The organism is Methanospirillum lacunae (assembly GCF_003173355.1).
In the GTDB taxonomy this organism is placed as follows: domain Archaea; phylum Halobacteriota; class Methanomicrobia; order Methanomicrobiales; family Methanospirillaceae; genus Methanospirillum; species Methanospirillum lacunae.
Genome location: NZ_QGMY01000007.1, coordinates 417618 through 436782 on the forward strand (window position 1 = coordinate 417618; position 19165 = coordinate 436782).

General features: G+C 46.1%; 19 protein-coding genes. 11 read left to right on the forward strand and 8 right to left on the reverse strand.

From position 1 onward, the window contains the following. Positions 1-58: 58 nt before the first annotated feature. From DK846_RS10015 to DK846_RS10045, 7 genes are all read left to right on the forward strand, one after another. Positions 59-967 (forward strand): thiamine pyrophosphate-dependent enzyme, encoded by a 909-nt coding sequence (locus DK846_RS10015; RefSeq protein ID WP_245926517.1) that lies wholly within the window; start codon positions 59-61, stop codon positions 965-967. After that, entirely contained in the window at positions 961-2067 is a 1107-nt protein-coding gene (porA, locus tag DK846_RS10020; RefSeq protein WP_109968789.1) for a pyruvate ferredoxin oxidoreductase, read from the forward strand. Before DK846_RS10015 ends, porA begins: the two co-directional genes overlap by 7 nt. Beyond that, complete coding sequence (locus tag DK846_RS10025) at positions 2067-2597, forward strand: 2-oxoacid:acceptor oxidoreductase family protein (RefSeq protein ID WP_109968790.1); 531 nt, start codon at positions 2067-2069, stop codon at positions 2595-2597. The genes porA and DK846_RS10025 overlap by 1 nt, the downstream gene beginning before the upstream one ends. Then, positions 2594-2839 carry a 4Fe-4S binding protein gene (locus DK846_RS10030; protein WP_109968791.1) on the forward strand — a complete coding sequence of 82 codons (246 nt, stop codon included), beginning with the start codon at positions 2594-2596 and terminating at the stop codon, positions 2837-2839. The genes DK846_RS10025 and DK846_RS10030 overlap by 4 nt, the downstream gene beginning before the upstream one ends. A gap of 155 nt (positions 2840-2994) precedes the next feature. Then, a complete protein-coding gene (locus DK846_RS10035) occupies positions 2995-4860 on the forward strand; it encodes an AMP-binding protein (RefSeq protein ID WP_181391714.1) in 1866 nt (621 codons plus the stop codon). A 121-nt stretch (positions 4861-4981) separates the two neighbouring features. Then, on the forward strand, positions 4982-5683 hold the full coding sequence (locus tag DK846_RS10040) for a tetratricopeptide repeat protein (protein WP_181391715.1): 702 nt from the start codon (positions 4982-4984) through the stop codon (positions 5681-5683). A 214-nt stretch (positions 5684-5897) separates the two neighbouring features. Beyond that, on the forward strand, positions 5898-6809 hold the full coding sequence (locus tag DK846_RS10045) for an ion transporter (protein WP_109968794.1): 912 nt from the start codon (positions 5898-5900) through the stop codon (positions 6807-6809). A gap of 190 nt (positions 6810-6999) precedes the next feature. Here DK846_RS10045 and DK846_RS10050 read toward each other — a convergent pair whose 3' ends face one another. Together DK846_RS10050 and DK846_RS10055 are read right to left on the reverse strand one after the other, a co-directional pair. After that, positions 7000-7359 (reverse strand): hypothetical protein, encoded by a 360-nt coding sequence (locus tag DK846_RS10050; RefSeq protein ID WP_109968795.1) that lies wholly within the window; start codon positions 7357-7359, stop codon positions 7000-7002. A 4-nt stretch (positions 7360-7363) separates the two neighbouring features. Then, complete coding sequence (locus tag DK846_RS10055) at positions 7364-8785, reverse strand: DHA2 family efflux MFS transporter permease subunit (RefSeq protein WP_109968796.1); 1422 nt, start codon at positions 8783-8785, stop codon at positions 7364-7366. Positions 8786-8936: 151 nt separating this feature from the next. On the opposite strand from DK846_RS10055, the gene DK846_RS10060 reads away from it, so the two are divergent. After that, complete coding sequence (locus tag DK846_RS10060) at positions 8937-9176, forward strand: MTH865 family protein (RefSeq protein ID WP_181391716.1); 240 nt, start codon at positions 8937-8939, stop codon at positions 9174-9176. A gap of 405 nt (positions 9177-9581) precedes the next feature. On the opposite strand, the gene DK846_RS10065 is transcribed toward DK846_RS10060, so the two are convergent. Both DK846_RS10065 and DK846_RS10070 read right to left on the reverse strand, forming a co-directional pair. Then, a complete protein-coding gene (locus DK846_RS10065) occupies positions 9582-10478 on the reverse strand; it encodes a class I SAM-dependent methyltransferase (RefSeq protein WP_109968798.1) in 897 nt (298 codons plus the stop codon). Then, positions 10465-11691, reverse strand: coding sequence for an MFS transporter (locus DK846_RS10070; RefSeq protein ID WP_245926518.1), 1227 nt, complete (start codon positions 11689-11691; stop codon positions 10465-10467). Before DK846_RS10070 ends, DK846_RS10065 begins: the two co-directional genes overlap by 14 nt. A 146-nt stretch (positions 11692-11837) precedes the next feature. On the opposite strand from DK846_RS10070, the gene DK846_RS10075 reads away from it, so the two are divergent. Further along, a complete protein-coding gene (locus tag DK846_RS10075) occupies positions 11838-13103 on the forward strand; it encodes a threonine/serine exporter family protein (protein ID WP_109968799.1) in 1266 nt (421 codons plus the stop codon). A 143-nt stretch (positions 13104-13246) separates the two neighbouring features. Further along, entirely contained in the window at positions 13247-14065 is an 819-nt protein-coding gene (locus tag DK846_RS10080) for a MerR family transcriptional regulator (protein WP_181391717.1), read from the forward strand. Positions 14066-14139: 74 nt separating this feature from the next. Here DK846_RS10080 and DK846_RS10085 read toward each other — a convergent pair whose 3' ends face one another. Next, positions 14140-14577 carry a DUF3795 domain-containing protein gene (locus tag DK846_RS10085; protein WP_181391718.1) on the reverse strand — a complete coding sequence of 146 codons (438 nt, stop codon included), beginning with the start codon at positions 14575-14577 and terminating at the stop codon, positions 14140-14142. A 62-nt stretch (positions 14578-14639) separates the two neighbouring features. Here DK846_RS10085 and DK846_RS10090 point away from each other — a divergent pair, with 62 nt between their 5' ends. Further along, positions 14640-15434: a helix-turn-helix transcriptional regulator gene (locus DK846_RS10090; protein ID WP_109968802.1), complete on the forward strand. Its 795-nt coding sequence runs from the start codon at positions 14640-14642 to the stop codon at positions 15432-15434. Here the strand turns inward: DK846_RS10090 and DK846_RS10095 are convergent. From DK846_RS10095 to DK846_RS10105, 3 genes are read right to left on the reverse strand one after another with little or no spacing between them, the layout of a single operon-like run. Then, positions 15419-15886, reverse strand: coding sequence for a DUF2115 family protein (locus tag DK846_RS10095; RefSeq protein WP_109968803.1), 468 nt, complete (start codon positions 15884-15886; stop codon positions 15419-15421). The genes DK846_RS10090 and DK846_RS10095 overlap by 16 nt on opposite strands. Continuing rightward, positions 15883-16761 carry a 4Fe-4S ferredoxin gene (locus DK846_RS10100; RefSeq protein WP_109968804.1) on the reverse strand — a complete coding sequence of 293 codons (879 nt, stop codon included), beginning with the start codon at positions 16759-16761 and terminating at the stop codon, positions 15883-15885. The genes DK846_RS10095 and DK846_RS10100 overlap by 4 nt, the downstream gene beginning before the upstream one ends. 36 nt (positions 16762-16797) lie before the next feature. Continuing rightward, entirely contained in the window at positions 16798-19014 is a 2217-nt protein-coding gene (locus DK846_RS10105; RefSeq protein WP_109968805.1) for an adenosylcobalamin-dependent ribonucleoside-diphosphate reductase, read from the reverse strand. Between the last annotated feature and the right edge of the window lie 151 nt (positions 19015-19165).

The following is a 19165-nucleotide window of genomic DNA, read 5'->3' on the forward strand; positions in this document are numbered from 1 at the left end:
CCCCTGTATCAGCGTGCCGGCCTTTTGCGGTACCCTGATCAAACTATCATTATTTATCATGAAAAACAAACGGCTAGTGACACTCATGCCAACGGTTCCTGACACCGAATATATCCATAAATGCACCTCGGCATGTGCCGGATGCAGTTCTGATCTGATCCTCAGGCATGTCCTGAAGGCTGCAGGTCCAGATACCGTACTGGTGGTTCCGGCCTGTTGCACCTCGGTGCTGCAGGGTGTGTATCCGAATACGTCATTTGGTATCCCTGTTTACAATGTAGCGTTTGCCTCTGCAGCAGCGGTTGCTTCAGGAATGGCAGCAGCATTTGAAGAGCTGGGAAAGAAGACGAATGTTATTGCCTACGCAGGTGATGGAGGAACGGTTGATATCGGAATCCAGGCACTTTCCGGTGCCCTTGAACGGGGAACCAACTTCCTGTACATCTGTTATGATAATGAAGCGTACGGGAACACCGGGATGCAGCGATCAGGTTCCACCCCGCTTGGTGCCCGGACAACAACAACGCCAGGCGGCAAGCCACACCCCAAAAAGGATCTTGACCGGATTATTGCAGCCCACAATCTCCCATACATGGCAACCAGCTGCAGTGCCTACCCTCAGGATCTTGTAAAAAAGGTTGAAAAGGCACTCTCGATCAACGGGCCGAAGTTTATGCATGTACTTGCTCCCTGTCCCCCAGGATGGCGGTACGATGCTTCTAAAACAATTGAAGTAGGCAAACTTGCAGTTAGAAGCGGTATCTGGGCAATGTATGAACGTGAGTACGATACTCTCACCATCTCGGGCCAGACTAAAGCCGCGATGATGAAGCCGGCACCACTTGAGGATTACCTTAAGATGCAGGGTAGGTTCTCTGGACTTAAGCCTGAACAGATCACTGAGATTCGCCAGTCCATGGAGCGAAACCTGCGGCTGCTCAAACTGGAGGCTGAAGGAACATGCTGACCATTTCAACCGGAAACAACGCGGTTGCTGCAGCTGTCCGGGAAGCCGGGACCGCTGTGGTTGCTGCCTATCCCATCACTCCGCAGACTGAGATTGTCGAGCAGATTGCGAACTTTGTAACAAAAGGAAGCATGAAGGCCAGTTATATCCCGGTCGAGAGCGAACACTCGGCGATGGCTGCCTGCATCGGTGCCAGCATCACAGGAGTTCGGACTTTTACTGCCACCAGTTCCCATGGACTTTTGTACATGCACGAGATGGTGAACTGGGCTGCTGGAGCACGACTTCCTATTGTGATGGCAAACGTGAACAGAGCAGTCGGACCGGGCTGGAACGTCTGGGCTGAGCATACTGATTCACTACAGGCACGTGATACCGGCTGGCTTCAGGTGTATGTAGCAACAGTGCAGGAAGCCTATGATGCAACCCTGATGGCATTTCGGATCGCTGAAGATCGGCGGGTCTATCTGCCGGTGATGGTGAACCTTGATGGATTTGCTCTTTCCCATATCACCCAGCAGCTTGAGGAAGTCAAGGCAGGAGACTTCATTCCACCCCTGGTCCTAGATCACAGGATCGATACCGAGAATCCGGGAGGGTACGGATGTATGACCTCGTCGGTAGACTACGTCAGGATCCGTTCAGATATTGAACGCTCCATGCGTGACTCGGTTGAGGTGATCAAGGAAACTGAAGCTGAGTTTGCACAGCGATTCGGCAGGAAGTATTCCTGGACAGATGATTACCGATGTGAGGATGCAGAAGTGCTGATCCTCTCGATGGGAACGCTTGGAAAAGAGGCCGAAGTTGCTATTGATATCCTCAGAGACGAAGGAATCAAGGCCGGTTCGATGCGTGTGAGATGGATGCGCCCATTCCCTGAACTCGATCTCCGGGACCGCGAACTTGTCGTCATCGATCGGAATTATTCATTCGGATTTGGTGGTATCCTTGCCGGATCAATAAAGGCAAAAACCGGGAAGGATTGTTACAACGTTATTGCCGGCCTTGGAGGACAGGAGGTTACCTACAATGATATCGCCTCCTTTGTCAGGAACCGGAAGACAGGCACTGAAGAATGGTTTGGGGTGAAGATCTGATGTATGAGATTAGGCTTCACTCCCGGGGAGGTCAGGGTGGTGTAACTGCAGCCAAGCTGATGGCACTTGCAGCATTTCGTGACGGCAAGTATGCAACGGCTGCCCCATTTTATGGTGCAGAGCGTCGTGGTGCCCCAATTGTATCCTTCATCAGGATTGACGATAAGCCGATCAAAATCTACTCCCAGATACACCAGCCGGATCTTGTTGTGGTGCTTGATGCTTCGATTATTGATTTGGTTAATGTTTTTGACGGCCTCAAGCCTGATGGAAAAGTACTGATCAATGCGCCAGAGGTTCCAAAAGCAGCTGCAGGATACAAGACCTTCTTTGTAGACCTGACCGGTATTGCTCTGAAGACCGATCTGGTAGTTGCCGGAAGTCCGATCCTGAATACTCCGGTAATCGGAGCACTAGCAAAAATGGGTCTCTTCTCACGTGAGTCTGCCCGTGCAGCAATATCAGAGATGTTCGCAGATGAGCGGAATCTGAAAGCCGCCATGATGGCATATGAGGAGCTGGTGATATGAGAGAGAGACTCGCAATATCCCGTCCGGTTGAAGGAGCCTGCGGAAAAACCGGAACCTGGCGTGTATTTCGTCCGGTTGTTGACAGGGACAGGTGTAATTCCTGTGGTATGTGTGCAATGTACTGTCCGGATGGCGTCATCGACAATGACTATCAGATCGATCTTGTCTTCTGCAAAGGGTGCGGCATTTGCGCGAATGAATGCCCGAAGAAAGCGATCACCATGGTCAGAGAAGGCGAATAATCCAACCATTTCTCACCCTTTTTCTGCGATTGTAATAATTCCCGGGATGCTGTAATTTTATCAGGCCTGACTTTATCTGTACGATTATATGCTGGTGCGAATTATTTCATATACTGCACCAAACAATTATCCCCAAACCTGAACCACATGGTAGTATGGTCCGGTACTCAATAACGATGGAGGATGATCTGACCAAGCGGATCGACCAGGAGTGTAATGCCAGACAGTTATCACGGTCTGACTGGATCACTGAAGCCTGCGCCCGTCAGCTCAAACGCCTCTCCGGGTTTGGGATATATCCTTGTGGCCAGTCCGGCCCGCTCATCGATGATTCGCCTGCACTGGTCAGGCACAATATGCAGAATTACGAAGAGACGTACCGGAACTTCAAGATAGAAGTACCCGAATACTTCAACTTCGGATTCGATGTCATCGATGCCTGGGCAAAGAAGGATCGCAACAAACTTGCGATGGTTTGGACAAACCAGCAGGAAGCAGAACACTTTTTCACCTTCCGTGACATCTCCCGCAGATCAAACCAGATTGTCAATATGCTGATCAAGTACAAGATCGGCAAAGGCGACAAAGTTTTGATCATGCTTCCACGGGTTCCGGAATGGTGGTTCATGACAATCGCCCTGATCAAAGTTGGTGCGATTTACATTCCTGCCCCTACGATGCTGACCCAGAAGGATATCGAGTACAGAATCAACGCTGCGGATGTCAAGATGGTCATCACCTCTGAAGAGAATGCCGATAAGGTCGAGGCAGCATCATCACACTGTCCCTCTCTTGAGGTGAAGATGATCAATGATGCACAACGGCCGGGTTGGATCTCATACCTGACTGAGCTCGATTATCCTGCACCGGTTTCATCACGGATTGTAAACCTGAAGGGACTGCGGAAAACAAAATCATCAGACCCGATGGTTATGTTCTTCTCATCAGGGACAACCGGAGAACCGAAGATGGTTGTGCATACCCATGACTATCCACTCGGACATATTGTGACAGCCAGGTTCTGGCATGACCTGCGAAGCAATGATCTGCACTTTACAGTTTCAGATACCGGATGGGCAAAGTCTGCATGGGGAAAACTCTTTGGCCAGTGGATTGAGGGTTCTGCCATTTTCGTGTATGATTACCGCCACAAGTTCAATGCAACTGAACTGCTTCCGCTTATTGAGAAGTACGGGATTACAACCTTTTGTGCACCGCCAACAATCTACCGGATGCTGGTGATGGCAGATCTTCGCAAGTATGACTTCTCAGAACTTCGTCACTGTGTGAGTGCCGGGGAGATGATAAATCCTGAAGTTATCAAGGCGTGGAAAGATATGACAGGCCTTGAGGTGTACGAGGGATATGGACAGACTGAACTTGTTCTCTGTGTCGGGACATTCCCATGTATGCAGCCAAAGTATGGTTCCATGGGCAAACCCTCTCCTGGCTGGCATATTGAACTCCACGATGAAGATGGCAAGCCCGTCAAACCTGGTGAAGAGGGTTCAATCGCGATTAGTGTCAACCCAAAGCCTGTTGGAATGTTCCTTGAATATCATAACAACGATGAAGCCAATAAGAATGCCTTCAGGAATGGGTTTTACTACTCTGGCGACAGGGCAATGATGGATGAGGACGGGTACTTCTGGTTTGTTGGTCGTGATGATGATGTTATCAAGGCTTCCGGATACCGTATTGGCCCATTCGAAGTTGAAAATTCACTTATAGAGCATCCGGCAGTAGGAGAGACAGCTGTTGTAGGCTCACCTGATATCATCCGTGGATTTGTCGTCAAGGCGTTTGTTGTTCTGAAAGAGGGGTACAAACCTTCAGAACAACTGGCACGAGAGATCCAGGATTATGTCAAAGGAGTAACTGCACCATATAAGTACCCGAGAAAGATCGAATTTGTCACCGAACTCCCAAAGACCATTTCAGGCAAGATCAAACGGAAAGATCTCCGTGAGCTTGAGATGAAGCGGTTTGAAGAGGAACAGAGGGACGGTAAGCATCGATAATCCTTTCCTTTTTGCGCGTTTTGGTAATTATAATGGTATGAAATGTCTGGAGTCATTTTCCAGATTAATTCAGTTCACCAGCACAGGAAAACATCTTTGTTATGAACATCAGGAGAGTACTATGAGATCGGTCTCTCTTTCGCAGCGGGGTTATTGCTGGGCCCTGCCAGCATTTGTGGTGGTTGCGGTTTGTTGTCTTTTTCCCCTTCCGGTCAGTGCTGAAGATGGCTATTCGGGTGGTGCACCATTAGGCGCTCCAAACTGGCTTTTAGAAAGGATGGATACCAGTATCATGCCTGACTATTATCTTCCACCGAATACAACAAGCGACCAGGTCCGGGTTCCGACATACAGTTCGTATATTAGCAGCGGTAATAAACTCCTGACTTCAGGCTCTTATGCAGATGCAAAGAGTGCATTTGAGAATGCTATACAGAAAAAGCCTGAATCATTTGATGCCTGGGTTGGCCGGGGTCTTGCACTAGAAGGACTCAACCGGTCTCTCACCTCGATTGAATCATATGATAAGGCAATCAGTTATGCACCAGATGATGGAAGTTCATGGGTTGCTCATGCTGGAAAAGGAAGAGTGCTTCTAGATCTGAACAAATATCAGGATGCTGCTGATTCACTTGAAACAGCAATTAATGAGTATACCAGATCTGGTTCGAGCAATATGGATGATCTTGTTTCAATGTACAACCATCTTGCTGAAGCGAAGAGCAGGCTTGGTCTCAAGGATGAGGCTGATGCAGCCAAGAAAAAGGCGGCAAGCCTGAAATCAGGCACTGGCCCGATATTTGGAAATAAAAGTTCCCTTTAGGTCATCATAACCTAAAACACCTGTCATACTTTTTTCCCGCAGACAGATTCTGCATTATAGTGATATTCATACATCTTCAAACCTGACTACTCTGTGACCCTCATCGATGAAGTGGTTCATATCACCCTGGTGAACTGGAACCTGATCAGAAACAGGATGAGGAGGGATGAGAGATCAATCCTGATGTCGGACAGATTCCATTGGAGTTAGTGGGATGGTGCTAAAAGAGCGATATAATAGGGTAAAGAACCGGGTTCACGTGATACTTGATGATCCAAGTCCAGGGGATCGGGTTGCATTCAATATTCAATGGTTCCTTGCTTTTGTGGTTCTTCTCAATGCAGTGGTAATTGTCCTGATCACTGTCCCTTCAATCGACAAGCAATACAGGATTCTGTTTGGCCCCCTGATGAATTTCTGCCTCTTCATATTTACGATCGAATACGTGCTGAGAATATGGTCCTGTACATCATCCCCAGATCTTAAGGGAATGATAGGTAACCGCTTCAGGTATGCTATGCACCTGTACCTGCTCATTGATCTCATCTCAATTCTTCCTGTTTTTTTTCCATTCATATTCAACCGTCACCTGACCATACTTAGGACATTCCGACTGCTTTCAATTTTTAAACTTGGCAGGTACTCCAGGTATTCACAGTCACTTGCTCAGCTGAAACGGGTCCTTTTCAGAAAGAGAGAAATTTTTGCCATCATGGTCTTTATCCTGATCTTTGTAGTTCTCTTCTCATCAACAATCCTCTACCTTGTGGAAAATCCTGTTCAGCCAGATAAATTTTCAAGCATTCCTGCTGCAATGTGGTGGTCTGCGATGACTGTTACAACTGTAGGGTATGGTGATATTTATCCAATAACTCCACTTGGAAAGATTATCGGATCATGTTTCACCTTCCTTGGAGTGCTTGTACTCGCTCTCCCGTCTGCCATTCTTGCGACCGGATTTATTGAAGAAAAGAATAGATTATCTGATTCTAGTCCATTACGGCGGGTTGCATCAGCAAGTTTGATCAGATATTTTTCTTCACTGCATGATCAGGGGAAGATGTCTGATCAGGAGTATGAAGAATATTCGTCAATGGTTTATTGCTTACATTCCAGAGATGAATAAAAAATCAACTGATGAACAATAGACCGGAGATGTGTGTTTTATTTACCCAAACAAGGATGGTTTGGATTTCCTTCAGAAAATTTTATACGTTCCTTGTTTTGTACACAACCCAGTTTCCAAGCTTCTTGATAATCCCGGTTCCCGGGCTCGAAATAATATAAGGTAATACAATCTGCGATCAGGACAGCAACTAACTATCCATCTGCTGTTCTTCTTTATTCTCTTCTGCCTGGAAAGGAGCATCAATTTTACTGAGTATCGGGTCGGGCTGAGCAGGTGGTTCATTTGGGTACAGCGATCCGGTTGTATTTATCCTGTTCATAGCCTGTTCTTCTTCTATGGATACAGCAGCATCAACTTTCTTTGTCTCTTTAGTGTCACCTTTGAATGCCTCAAGTGGCATAACGCCCATTAGCAAAAGGATCAGAAAAAAGAGAAAAATGGTCACGATGATTCCCAGAATAATTGGAGCAGCTGGATTGCTCCACACTGATGCAGGCATTTCTGCCCTGATACCTGCGTCAGGTCTTTTTTCAGGATGTGGATTCATTCAGTTATACTCCTCTTTCCCCGGATTTCCTGACAAATATCATGAGGATGAGGGCGATTATCTGAATAGTCATAGCGAAGAGGAATGCTGAATCAAATGCAACTGCAAGCTCTGCCGGCTTAAGAGTATGAGCAGCCATCTCAGCCATTTTTGGACCGAGTGTTGCGGTTGCAACGAGGAGGGTGATGGTAACTCCAAGAGTAGAGCCAAGGTTGGTCATCATCCTGAGAAGGCCGGATGTCATTCCCCGTTCTGTATCTGGTGATTCCCCCATTATCGCACTATTTAGTGGAGCAAATGCGATACCTGCTCCTGCTCCGAGAATAAACAGATAGAATGCCACTTCACCGGTATGGCTTGAGATGGATATGGTAGACAAAAAGAAGAGGGCAAGGATCATGATGATGAATCCAACCATAATTGGTTTTTTTGTTCCTATGACATCTGATACTTTTCCCGCAATTGGTGCAGTCATAATATTGCCAACCGGAAGTGAGAGGAGCAGGGCTCCTGATGTTCCTGTTGGGAGTTCTTTTACAATTTCAAGATAGAAGGGCATGAGAAACATGACCCCTGCAAGTCCCATCTGCAGGATGAGAATGTTGATGTTCTGAATTGTGTAAGAACGGTTTTTGAAGACTGAAAGAATAATAAGCGGCTCAATCGCCTGTTTCTCACGTATGAACAGGAGAGTCCATGAGACAATTGAAAGAGCCAGGGCTTCAATGCCGGTTCTGGTATCCTGTGTCTGAATCTGGTTCAGTCCGATGATCAGGGATCCAAGGGCGATGAATATCAGAATGACTCCCGGGGTATCAAGTCGTGAAGAGGGGGATGTTGCTGTACGGGTTGGGATAACTGAAATGCCAAGAAGAATAGCAAGAATTCCAACCGGAATATTCACGTAAAAAATGTACTGCCAGGAGAATGCACTGGTGAGAAACCCTCCGATCACCGGACCGAGAGCCACACCAAGCATGGTAAACATTGCAACAAGACCGAGGGCCTGTCCCCTTACCTTTTCACCCAGGTATGAAGTCACCATAACAGAGCCGAGAGCAGCGATGATTGCACCGCCGATAGCCTGGATCATCCTGAAGAAAATCAAAAGATCTACACTAGGGGCAACTCCGCAAAGAGCAGATCCTATTGTAAATATCGCAAATCCCACAACAAAGATCTTTTTGTATCCTTTGATGTCTCCTAACTTTGCTGCAGCCAGAAGCAGACTGACAAGAATTATCAGATATGCATTCAATACCCAGGATGCAATTACTGTTGATACATTGAACGCTTTTGCGATACTTGGAAGTGCAATGTTCACAATGGTTGCATCAAGACCGGCCATGAATGATCCCAGTGAGATCACCAGTACGATCAGGAGTTCTCTCCCGGTCATATGGGATGAGGGGTCTGATTCTGACATAGTAGTAGTGATCCTTTCTGCAAAGTTGATAAAGGATAGGTAGAGGTTTTACCAAAATCAGTGTGATGATTCACACCTGATAGAACCTAAAAATGAATCAGGATCTCGAAAGTTATTTCTCTTCCTGTTATGTAGATCCCTTTTCATGGGTATGAGAGAAGAGCTTCTTACTCACTGGATCGAGGCACTTGGTAATGTTTCATTCCCGGTTTCTTCTAAAGAATCAGTATACTCCGGTCTTCCAAAAGGTGCAGCAGGAAATATGACTGTTGGAGGACTGGTTGTGTGCAATGTTGGAGAACTATTTGAAAAGTTTCTAAAGCCTTCCGACTTTCCAATAAACTCAGCAGAAGAGCTGGTTCTTCTGATCTTTGATCGCGCTGGAATATAAGGCAGGACTAGGCATCAATATTAGCCCGGATTTAGATTACTTCACAGGGACCTATCTGAAGACAGGTTCAGCGATAATTAACGTTTATAAATCGGCGTATTAGGCTTCTTTTATAAAATAAGACCCGGATCTGATCCTTGATATTCATGAATAATATTCAGGTCATAAAACCTTAAATAATCGAATATTTTTGAAAAATATCCCTAATTATCATTTTAATAACACACACCTATCAAATCATATCTGATGGGTAATACTTATGGTGTCTTGCTTGGAGATCGTGAAATATAATGTGCCTGGCGATGATGTTTTTTAGAGTCCATTATTGGGATAAAATCAAAAATCTAATCAATTATCGGTTTTATAATCTAAAAATGTCCATTTTTTGTGGGTAAAACATAATTTTCATATCTTAGCAATGTAAAAAGTTACCATCCTATTCTGATCAGTTACATCTTCTGAAAGGACGTTTTCATTGGTGCGAACTTCTGAAAATCCGGCATTTGTAAGGATAGATCTCATTTCTTCTGTCCGATAGTAATGATTCCAAAACCTGTATGTCTCAACGCTCTCCATTTCTGAACAGATAATATGCTGCTGCAGGATCACGCTCTGGTCAGGATAATGAAATGATTGTGAAAGTGCGAGATATGGATGTGGTTTCCAAAATCCAGACTCTGTTATTTCCCAGTCTTTTTTATCTGGATTCAAGATTCCTGGAGCATGTTCATTCAGGATATCAAAAATAAACAGACCTCCCGGGTTTAACATGGTTTGAATGCGGTGTAACAGGAGATCCCGGTCTCTTGGAATGAGAACTGAGAAATCACAGTAAATCATGATTACCAGATCATACCTGTTCTCAAGGTTCAGATCCAGATAATCCTGATGTATATATGTGATGTCGAGGTCATTCTTTTGAGCCTGCGATTTTGCATATTCGATCGAGTTATGGGAACAATCAACACCGGTCACATGATGACCGTGTTTTGCTAAGAGTTCATCATAGAGCCCGGGTCCACATCCAAGATCAAGAATTGTTGAGTGGCTCTTTAGATGGGACTCTATCCATTCAACTGTTCTTGAGATTGTTGGAAATTTTCTGCTAGCTGCATCTGTATTCTGATCCAGGTGAATCCGGAGGAGTTGACCTGAGATATATGTGTCATCCCACATCCGGTGTGTTCCTGGTTGATAGAGGATCGGAGCACTGGTTAGTTCAATGAGTTTTGAGAAATCCGTGTTCATCATCTTCAGTTTTATTGCGGAGGTTTCTCCTGCCGTTTTTTTAATATCGATCATCTTCCGGGCCTATAATCTTTGATGGGTTGAGGTCTGGAACTGAAAGTGTAAACAATATTATTCCGAATATCCCTGCAGTGTAGACTATTGCAGATTCACAATACCCGAAAAATCCGATAAGTGTACCCATACAGGCAGTTCCGATCCCGGCGCCTCCAAAGAGGCCGAGTCCGACCAGTGCAGATGGAAGCCCTTTTGATCTCGGACTGATCTCAAAGACCAGCGTTGCAATAGTTGACTGTATGCATATGTACCCAAGTCCGAGTCCTACAGACACGAGCAGTCCAGTCTGCCATCCGGGAAGCAATGCAAACAGGAGGAGAGATCCGGATGCTAAAAGTCCACCGTATACGATCATCCAACGTGATCCAATTTTTCTACTCATTTTTCCAGCCTGTGTGCCTCCGATGAGAGCTGAAAAACCAAAGAACATTACAATCTCCCCAATCTGCGTATATCCAAGGCTCACTATCTGGTGTAGAAAGGATCCAAGATAACTATACATCCCAATCAGAAAAAATCCGGATGCACCGGCGAGAGGAAATAATATCCATGATAATGGGTTATGATAAATAATCTTCAGTTCTTCATGCACTGTCATGACAGATGCTGTCTGCCTGGTCTGTGGGATCTTGTGTATGAATATGAGTGTACAGACAGCTATGCCAGAGAAGAGCATGAACGGCACCCGCCATGAGAAAAATTCTGTGAGAAGGCCCCCGATGCCCACACTAAGACCCTGGCCAAGAAACACAATTCCCATGAATATTCCTACAAAGTGCTGTCTCTCTTTCAAAGGGATTGCATCTCCAAGACAGGCAAGTGATATGGCGATAATGCCAGCTGCGAAAAAGCCTGTAAAAGCCCTCCAAAATATCAGGGTCTGAAGAGAGCCAGTCAGGGCACAGGCACCGGAACCAACTGTAAACCCGATAAGAATCCAGAATAATACTCTGGCTTTTCCAGCATGATCACTGATCAAACCAAACACAGGCTGCATACATCCATATGGGAGAAGGTATGCTGTCAGGACCAGTCCGGCAGAAAGAATGGAGACTCCAAGATCTGAAGCGATTGCCGGGAGTGCCGGGGACACAAACCAGTTATCAGCAGCGGAAATGAATCCGGCAATTCCGAGTATAAGCACCAGGGAATGAGGTGATTGGGTATACAGGCTGACCCGTTCCTTTACCATTCCCGGTTTTCGAGTCATGATAAAGAGATCTGTCCTTCTTCCCTTTCAAAGAACTCATGAACTGGTGGATCATCAGAAATTCTGATGGATTTCTGGTTGTAGTGTCTCTGTGGATCGCTAGAAGATATTAGTCTCATATATTCTGACATCACCAGAAAGTACACATGAACTGCATTGGAGATGAGGTGGAAGGGTATGAAAGTGCAGACCTCTATCTCGATCTTGCGGTTATTCTCTATGAAGCCGGTGCCACTGTTCAACGAGTCGGTGATTCTGTCAGGTGGCTCGCAGGAAAACTTGGTGATGAGAAGGTACACATATCAGTCGGTTATGAAGTTATTGAACTGAGTGTTTATCATGGTGATCATACTGAAAACCGGCTCTATGTATTGCGTGATCCTATCAGGGTAAATGTATCTGTTTTGCATCAGATCAGTGGCATTCTCCATCAAATTCCTTCATATCATGGGGATATTTCTGCAATAAGGGAGGACCTGAATACTATAAGAGCAAGGTCACCTGTATACCCGGTCCCGGTAATTATCTTTGGGACTGGGATTGCCTGTGCTGCTTTTGGGTGGATCAATCATGCAGATCTCCCTGCCCTCTGGGTAATTTTCCTTTCTGCAATCTTTGCTCTTTCAATCAGGTTACGGTTTGGAAAAGACCTGAATAATCTCTATCTCACAACTCTTGTGACTGCTCTTTCAGGAGGATTGTGTGCGGTGGCACTAACTCCTGTTTCCCAGACACAGACCCCGCAGGTTGCTCTGATCTCAAGTGTTCTCTTTCTGATTCCGGGAGCAATGCTGATCAACGGAGGTCTGGATATTATCAGGGAACACACCAGTTGTGGAATTGCCAGGCTCACTTCTGTATTTACCCAGATTTGTATTATTTCCGGAGCCTTACTCATCCCTCTTGGCATGATGACCCCTGCCATCCAGCTTCATTCTTCTGGAGATGTCATTACACTCATCCCGACCATGACTATAGCGGCCGGAATAGCAGCATGTGGATTTGGAATTCTATTTAATACCCCGGTTTCTGTTCTGGCAGGATGTTTTGTCTGCAGTGCAGCAGCCAGGCTGATCAGAGAGACAGGGATCTCTGCCGGGTTTGATCCCTTCTTTTCTCTCTTCATTGGTATGAGTATCGCAACGGTCATTGCGGCCGGTATTGGCAGATATGCCCGGGTTCCTGAAGTGCTCCTCTCGGTAATCGCAGGAATTCCTATGGTTCCTGGTCTTGCAATGATCCAGGGGTTGCAGGGATTGTTTACCCTTGCTCATACAGGTACAACCCAGCCAGATCAGATTCTTATCTACGCTCTGCAACAGATGCTCTTCGCAGGTGTGGCTATACTTGCCCTTGTCGGGGGTATAATCTTCCCGATAATAATTATCGCGAGGAAAAAAATGCGGATATGATATCTCTTATACAATACCTGGATCCTGCAACAACGGTATTATCAAATATCTCCCGGTAGTTGAAACTCTCACCCGTAGGAGACTCTGACCTTCTTTATTGGTGGTTGATCCACCTGATATGGTAACCAATGAATTCAGATCTGATGACTATCGGCAGATTTTCCCTCATCACCCGAATTCCTGTAAAAACCCTGAGGTATTATGATGAAAAAAAACTCCTTGTCCCTGAAAAAAAAGATTTTTTCACCGGATACCGGTATTACCTGCCTTCCCAGGTTGATCGGGGAGGATGTATTCGTGTTCTGAGTTCACTTGGGTTTACAGTCCGGGATATCAAATTGATTCTCAACGCTTACGATGCTGGTGACACCGGCAAGATCAGAGAGATCTTTGGCACCCGGGTCGTTGCAGTACGATCTGAAATCAAGGCTTTACAAAAAATCGAGGCGATACTCGGAGAATCTGATGCGTCTTTGGACAGGATATCTATGCTGGAAAAATTACCTGATTTAAAACACATTGAGCAGTTTACTGTTCTCTCTACCCGGCAGAGTGGCACTTATGACGAAGCTATCCCACAAATGGTGACCATCCTTCAAGATACGCTTAGTCTTTCAGAAAATCAGAGAGACGGGATCATCAGTGGTCCATTTATGACAATGTATTATGATCTTGAATATAAAGAGGAAGATGCAGACATTGAATGTGCATTCCCGGTTGCTGAAAAGGTAGAAATTAAAGATCCCAGGGTATTGATAAAAACAATCCCTGCAGGGAATTATCTCTCGATCACTCATACCGGTCCGTTCTCCGGAGTTGCTCTTGCCTGGACTCGGTTGCTTTCATACGCAACAGAAAAGCAGTATGCAATTGCAGGACCGATTATCGAGATCAATCATAATGATCCTACTCAGGTTCCTGAAGATAAGATCAAGGTAGAGTTACAGGTTAAGGTAAACTAACCTTACCAGTACCAATTTTCTGGCTATACTACATGGGCTATTCTTTACTTGTTCAATAAATGAAAGAGGGTTTCTTATGTCATTTTCATAAATTCCCTACAGAGATATGGTTCAATAAAATCTTTGAATTCATCTGGAGTAAGAGTATCCCGGCATCCGGGAGCAACAGACTCTACCGATGCCATATGCTGTTCTATACGATCACAGGGAAATTCATTACACTCTCCGCAGTGGGCGATCTTTCGATCCTGAACACAGTTTCTCATCCCACAATCTCCCCCAATCCGAAAAGGATTTTCACTATCCGGTTTCAGGCAACCGTCACACCTGATTGCTTCTGCGGGAATCTCAAGTCCATATATTTTATGCCAGGTTTCAGAAACTCGGTTTCGATCTTCCTCACTTTTGATGTTTCCAATATATGCCGGGCACTGAGAGCAATGAAACCCACAGCAAGCACGAATGTCTTCTGATCTTGTTACCTTGTTGTCATCATACATCTGTTCTTCCATACACATTTTACGTGAAAGATCAAGATATAGCAAAAGGTAATTTCACTATAGTTGGGTTTTACATGAGGAAGGATGAGATAGAAGAGCGGATTATTGGAATTGAAAAAAACCTCAGGGATCTTGGAACTACCCAGCGTGAACAGGGAGAGATGATCCTTTCAGAATTACGGTCATTTCAACGTCTCTTTGTCGAAGAGCAGATAGAAACGATGCGGCGACAGGTAGTTACCAGCCATCAGAATATGATTCTGCAGTTTGCCATTTCCACCATCAAACGTGAATTCGACTCAGTCTGTCCAAATCCCTGCTCTCTGTATGACCGGGGGTCATGTATTGACTTTTTTATCAGCAGACTTCGCGAATCAGCAGAAAGAATGGATCCTGATGAGGCAGATGAGTTCCTGTCCAACCAGGTAAAGCAGGATCAAGATCTAGTGGTGAAGTATCCTGAACTTGGTAAGGAACCATGCCTTACGTGTTACAAGATATATACTGCTGAACGTGATCACCTGATGCAGGCGATCGGGGAATTGTCTTCTGTTCGATCAACACTCCGGAATCGTAATCAGGTGGCTCTTATCAGGGATCTCCCCGAGGATGAAGTGCTAGCGAAGATCATAGAACCACTCTCCCATCCTGCACGGTTCAGTATGATCAAAGCACTTTCCATGAGCACCATGAGCTATACAGATCTCAGTTCGCTTACCGGGTATAAAGGGGGCCATCTCCTTTTTCATGTCACCCGTCTGATCGAAGCAGGGCTGGCAGCAAAAGATGAATCATCAGGGCAATATCTGATAACAGAAAAAGGGATGGGACTGATGAATCTCATCAGAAAGATTTACTCCGGGATGTAAGGTTTACATACACAAAACCTGCAGAGTGAAGGTTCGTCATGTAAATACCGGTTTTTTCCGGTACAATAATACTCATCATCCCGTTTTTCTATCCTGAAATCATCTGTCACCAGATCTGGGGGATGGAGCGGTCGTTTAGCATAAAACGTCAGGTATAGTGATATCGCTGTGATATACCCGGCTAAATCCTTCTCGCCAGGAGCATACTGCATGAGATAGGAGTGCAAGGCTTCCCGCATGGCGTTCTCTCTTCCTTTTTCAACACTGACGTCTGAATCAGTCTCCTGGTTTAGGATCTCAAGCATAGTTTGGTAATTGTATCTGGAAAGCTGGGAGATTACCGATGGAGGTTTCCCTGAATTGGTATCCACCGCTTCCTTGCATGTCGCGATGTATGGAGTCAGGTTTTCAATCTCCTGACGTATCCGGGATAACAAGGATCTATCGGTCATCGCTCTTTGATTCGGACCGGGTTTCTGGCTTCACATGGCACCCCAGTCTGGCACAGACCACATCCGTATTCATCGATCCCGTACGTTTCGCGTGCATACGTCTGGGCTACTCCGAAACAGTGGTTTCTGCAGAGTTCCTTATCATGGCCAAGCGGGGTTATTGCACCGACCGGACAACGTTTCATGCAGATCCCACAGGTTTCTTTAGCGTAGAAGAGGCATGAGGCATGATGATCCGTATATGGGCGAGGTGTAGGGGGAATCCTGATCTGTGCAATAACTGATCCACAGATCACAGCCTTTCCTATTGGTGTTATCAATCCGTCACACAGACCAAATGTTCCGAGACCTGAAACATATGCAGCGTGGCGATCTGACCAGGTGGAGGCCAGGCCATAGGTTTTTGTTTCCTGGATTGAAAAAAAGGGAACTGCTGTCGGATTGATCGCAGAAATTCCTGCATCCAGAAATATTCTGACCAGATGTTCGGCGAGGTATTTACTCACGTCTCTCCCGAAATGCTTGGCCCGAATCCATCGTTCAGATGGATACATTGTCTCGCTCCGGTTATCCATGCAGGTCGCTCTGGTCTGTGGCAGGATCCAGCTGATGATAGTAAGGTCTTCTGCAACAACATGAATTCCGGGAACAGCCTGACAGAAGATCTCTGCCGGTGTTAGAGAAGGTGGACCGATATCAGTAGCAATTTCATCATACAGTGGATCTCCCCCTGAAGAAAACCCGACCAGTGGCTCCTCATACGCCCTCTCATTTGCCTGGTTTCTCAGACTGTTTGCTGGTGAATCCCTACAAAATTCTCTGATACTTCCTTCCAGAAAACTGGCTGGATTTGTGTGTAAATTTTCTGGCTTCATGATGGGTCAGTTCTGGATCCGGCCGTAGCCGGGTGGTTAACTGCACCCGGACCAGCCACAGTGCTTGCAGATCCCCTGATTGCATCCTTCCCCGAAATCAAGAGGCTGGCGACATTCAGGACAGAGACGTTTTTCTTCCGTTTTTGTAATCGACCAGTCTTCGAGCGTAGTGATACTCTGGTGCTTTGCTGCGAGATCAATGCACCGGCCCACCACGTCTGCACACGACACTCCCTCTGATGATGAATTTTTGATGGCAGAAACACAGTTCACTTTGCCGAACTGTCTTACAAATTTCTGGTATGGCACGCCACTCTGAAGACCGGTACTGATAGCTCGTCCGAGGGCGCTGCTATTTGCATCACACCCACCAATCCCCACAGTTCTGATAAACACCTCGATGGGTTTTCCTTCAAGAAGATTAACAGTAACATAAAGACGGCAGCATCCTGACTGACAAATGTAGGTCTTACCAGAGAGCTCCTTTGGTCGTGTCATATTAAGTGAAGGAATCTTCTCAGGAAGGTTGCGACCATCATCAGCCTTGAGTTCGGGTACCGGCTCGTTCTTATCGGTTTCACCGCTTAGGGCCAGGACAACCGTCTCCCTACTTCCTGTTCTGTATATCGTGATACCTTTCAGATCGAGTTTCCATGCCATAAGCAGGGCTTCTTCGCAGTCATCACGTGTTGCAGAGGAAGGCATGTTGATGGTTTTGCTGATAGAAGCGTGGACATATTTCTGGAATGTGGCCTGCATCAGGATATGATCTTTCCATGAAATATCCAGGGCTGTACGGAAGAGTACCCTGAATTCATCAGGGAGCCAGGCGAGATCCTGAATGGTTCCTGTCTTATGGACGTGACTGATCACATCCTCAGTTCGTTCTTTCAGTTCATCTCCGGTCAGGTGCATACTGGAAAGAGTCTGGACAAGAGCTTCTTTGAAGACAGGGTTGACGATAACAAAAGTTTTGCCTACCGTGTTCTTTCTGGTGTAAGCAAAAGAGAATATTGGTTCTATTCCACTGGAACATCCAGCCAGAAGTGAGATGGTTCCAGTAGGCGCCACTGTGGTCATGGCAGCGTTGCGGACCGGGTACTCTTTCCAGATGCTCCCATCCCATGCTGGAAAGGGTCCAAGGGATGATGCCAGGATCCGAGATTCATCAACAGCGGTCCTGGTGAGTTTCTCCATTATCTGTTCACACCAGGATCTTCCTTCTGGAGAATCATATGCGATACCCAGCCTGAGCAGAGCATCGTGAACCCCCATTACACCAAGTCCTATCTTTCGTGTTTTCAGGGTTGCTTCTGCAATCTGTGGAATGGGATAGATATTACGTTCGATGACAGTGTCAAGGAACCTCACTGCCATCCTGACCGTCTCTTCCAGTAGTGGTTCGTCCAGGATGCCATCTTTGATGCAAGCGTCAAGGTTGATACTACCGAGGACACAACTCTCGAATGGAAGAAGTGGTTGTTCTCCACATGGGTTGGTTGTATCAATATCACCCAGTTGTGGAGTGGGATTTCGTTTGTTGATCTCATCGTAGAAGAGAATTCCTGGTTCACCGTTCTCCCAGATTCCATCAATAATCCCGTTCCAGATCTCCCCGACAGTGACCGTCTTCCCTGAATGCGGGTGGGTGAGCCAGACCAACTCGAAGGCTTTTTGTTCCACCAGATTCATGAACCGGTCGTTGACCATGACTGAAATATTGAAGTTAGCAATATCCCCTTCTTCTTTCTTGGCAGTGATGAAATCGAGGATATCAGGGTGCCACACGTTGAGAATCCCCATGTTGGCACCTCTCCGACGGCCTCCCTGTTTGATGACATCAGTTGCTGCATTAAAGACTCGCATGAATGAAACAGGTCCTGATGCTACCCCATCAGTGGAACGTACCGGCGACCCCTCAGGTCTGATGTGTGAAAAGTTGTATCCTGTTCCCCCACCAGTCTTGTGAATTATTGCACCCTGTTTCATGGCCTCAAATATCCCGTCTATTGAGTCCGGGACCGGGAGGGTGAAACAGGCAGAGAGTTGACCAAGGCCGGTGCCGGCGTTCATAAGGGTGGGGGAGTTTGGAAGAAACCGAAGTGAAATCATCGCTTCAAAGAACCTGTCCTGTTCAGCTTTATCATCAGCGAGAGCATGAGACACTCTATGGCAGATATCTTCGAAGGTATGTTCTCCTTGGCGGAGATATCTGGCAGAAAGAATATTATCGACAACGGGGGAGGAAGTCACAACATAAATATTGGATGTGAGAGGATTTGAGTAAACCCCACTACCTTTTTGTACCCGAATTGTGGGTTATGTGATCTCAAACCAGGACGCTGCAAAACTACTCATGAGGATAAAAATCAGGGATATACTATATATGGACATCTGGGATTGC

Coding starts and splice junctions, on each gene's coding strand:
- DK846_RS10050 (WP_109968795.1), bottom strand. CDS start 7,359: ATGAATCCACATCCTGAAAAAAGACCTGACGCAGGTATCAGGGCAGAA.
- porA (WP_109968789.1), top strand. CDS start 961: ATGCTGACCATTTCAACCGGAAACAACGCGGTTGCTGCAGCTGTCCGG.
- DK846_RS10030 (WP_109968791.1), top strand. CDS start 2,594: ATGAGAGAGAGACTCGCAATATCCCGTCCGGTTGAAGGAGCCTGCGGA.
- DK846_RS10025 (WP_109968790.1), top strand. CDS start 2,067: ATGTATGAGATTAGGCTTCACTCCCGGGGAGGTCAGGGTGGTGTAACT.
- DK846_RS10035 (WP_181391714.1), top strand. CDS start 2,995: ATGGTCCGGTACTCAATAACGATGGAGGATGATCTGACCAAGCGGATC.
- DK846_RS10015 (WP_245926517.1), top strand. CDS start 59: ATGAAAAACAAACGGCTAGTGACACTCATGCCAACGGTTCCTGACACC.
- DK846_RS10080 (WP_181391717.1), top strand. CDS start 13,247: ATGACTATCGGCAGATTTTCCCTCATCACCCGAATTCCTGTAAAAACC.
- DK846_RS10045 (WP_109968794.1), top strand. CDS start 5,898: ATGGTGCTAAAAGAGCGATATAATAGGGTAAAGAACCGGGTTCACGTG.
- DK846_RS10040 (WP_181391715.1), top strand. CDS start 4,982: ATGAGATCGGTCTCTCTTTCGCAGCGGGGTTATTGCTGGGCCCTGCCA.
- DK846_RS10085 (WP_181391718.1), bottom strand. CDS start 14,577: ATGGAAGAACAGATGTATGATGACAACAAGGTAACAAGATCAGAAGAC.
- DK846_RS10060 (WP_181391716.1), top strand. CDS start 8,937: ATGAGAGAAGAGCTTCTTACTCACTGGATCGAGGCACTTGGTAATGTT.
- DK846_RS10090 (WP_109968802.1), top strand. CDS start 14,640: ATGAGGAAGGATGAGATAGAAGAGCGGATTATTGGAATTGAAAAAAAC.
- DK846_RS10055 (WP_109968796.1), bottom strand. CDS start 8,785: ATGTCAGAATCAGACCCCTCATCCCATATGACCGGGAGAGAACTCCTG.
- DK846_RS10100 (WP_109968804.1), bottom strand. CDS start 16,761: ATGAAGCCAGAAAATTTACACACAAATCCAGCCAGTTTTCTGGAAGGA.
- DK846_RS10065 (WP_109968798.1), bottom strand. CDS start 10,478: ATGATCGATATTAAAAAAACGGCAGGAGAAACCTCCGCAATAAAACTG.
- DK846_RS10095 (WP_109968803.1), bottom strand. CDS start 15,886: ATGACCGATAGATCCTTGTTATCCCGGATACGTCAGGAGATTGAAAAC.
- DK846_RS10075 (WP_109968799.1), top strand. CDS start 11,838: ATGAACTGCATTGGAGATGAGGTGGAAGGGTATGAAAGTGCAGACCTC.
- DK846_RS10070 (WP_245926518.1), bottom strand. CDS start 11,691: ATGACTCGAAAACCGGGAATGGTAAAGGAACGGGTCAGCCTGTATACC.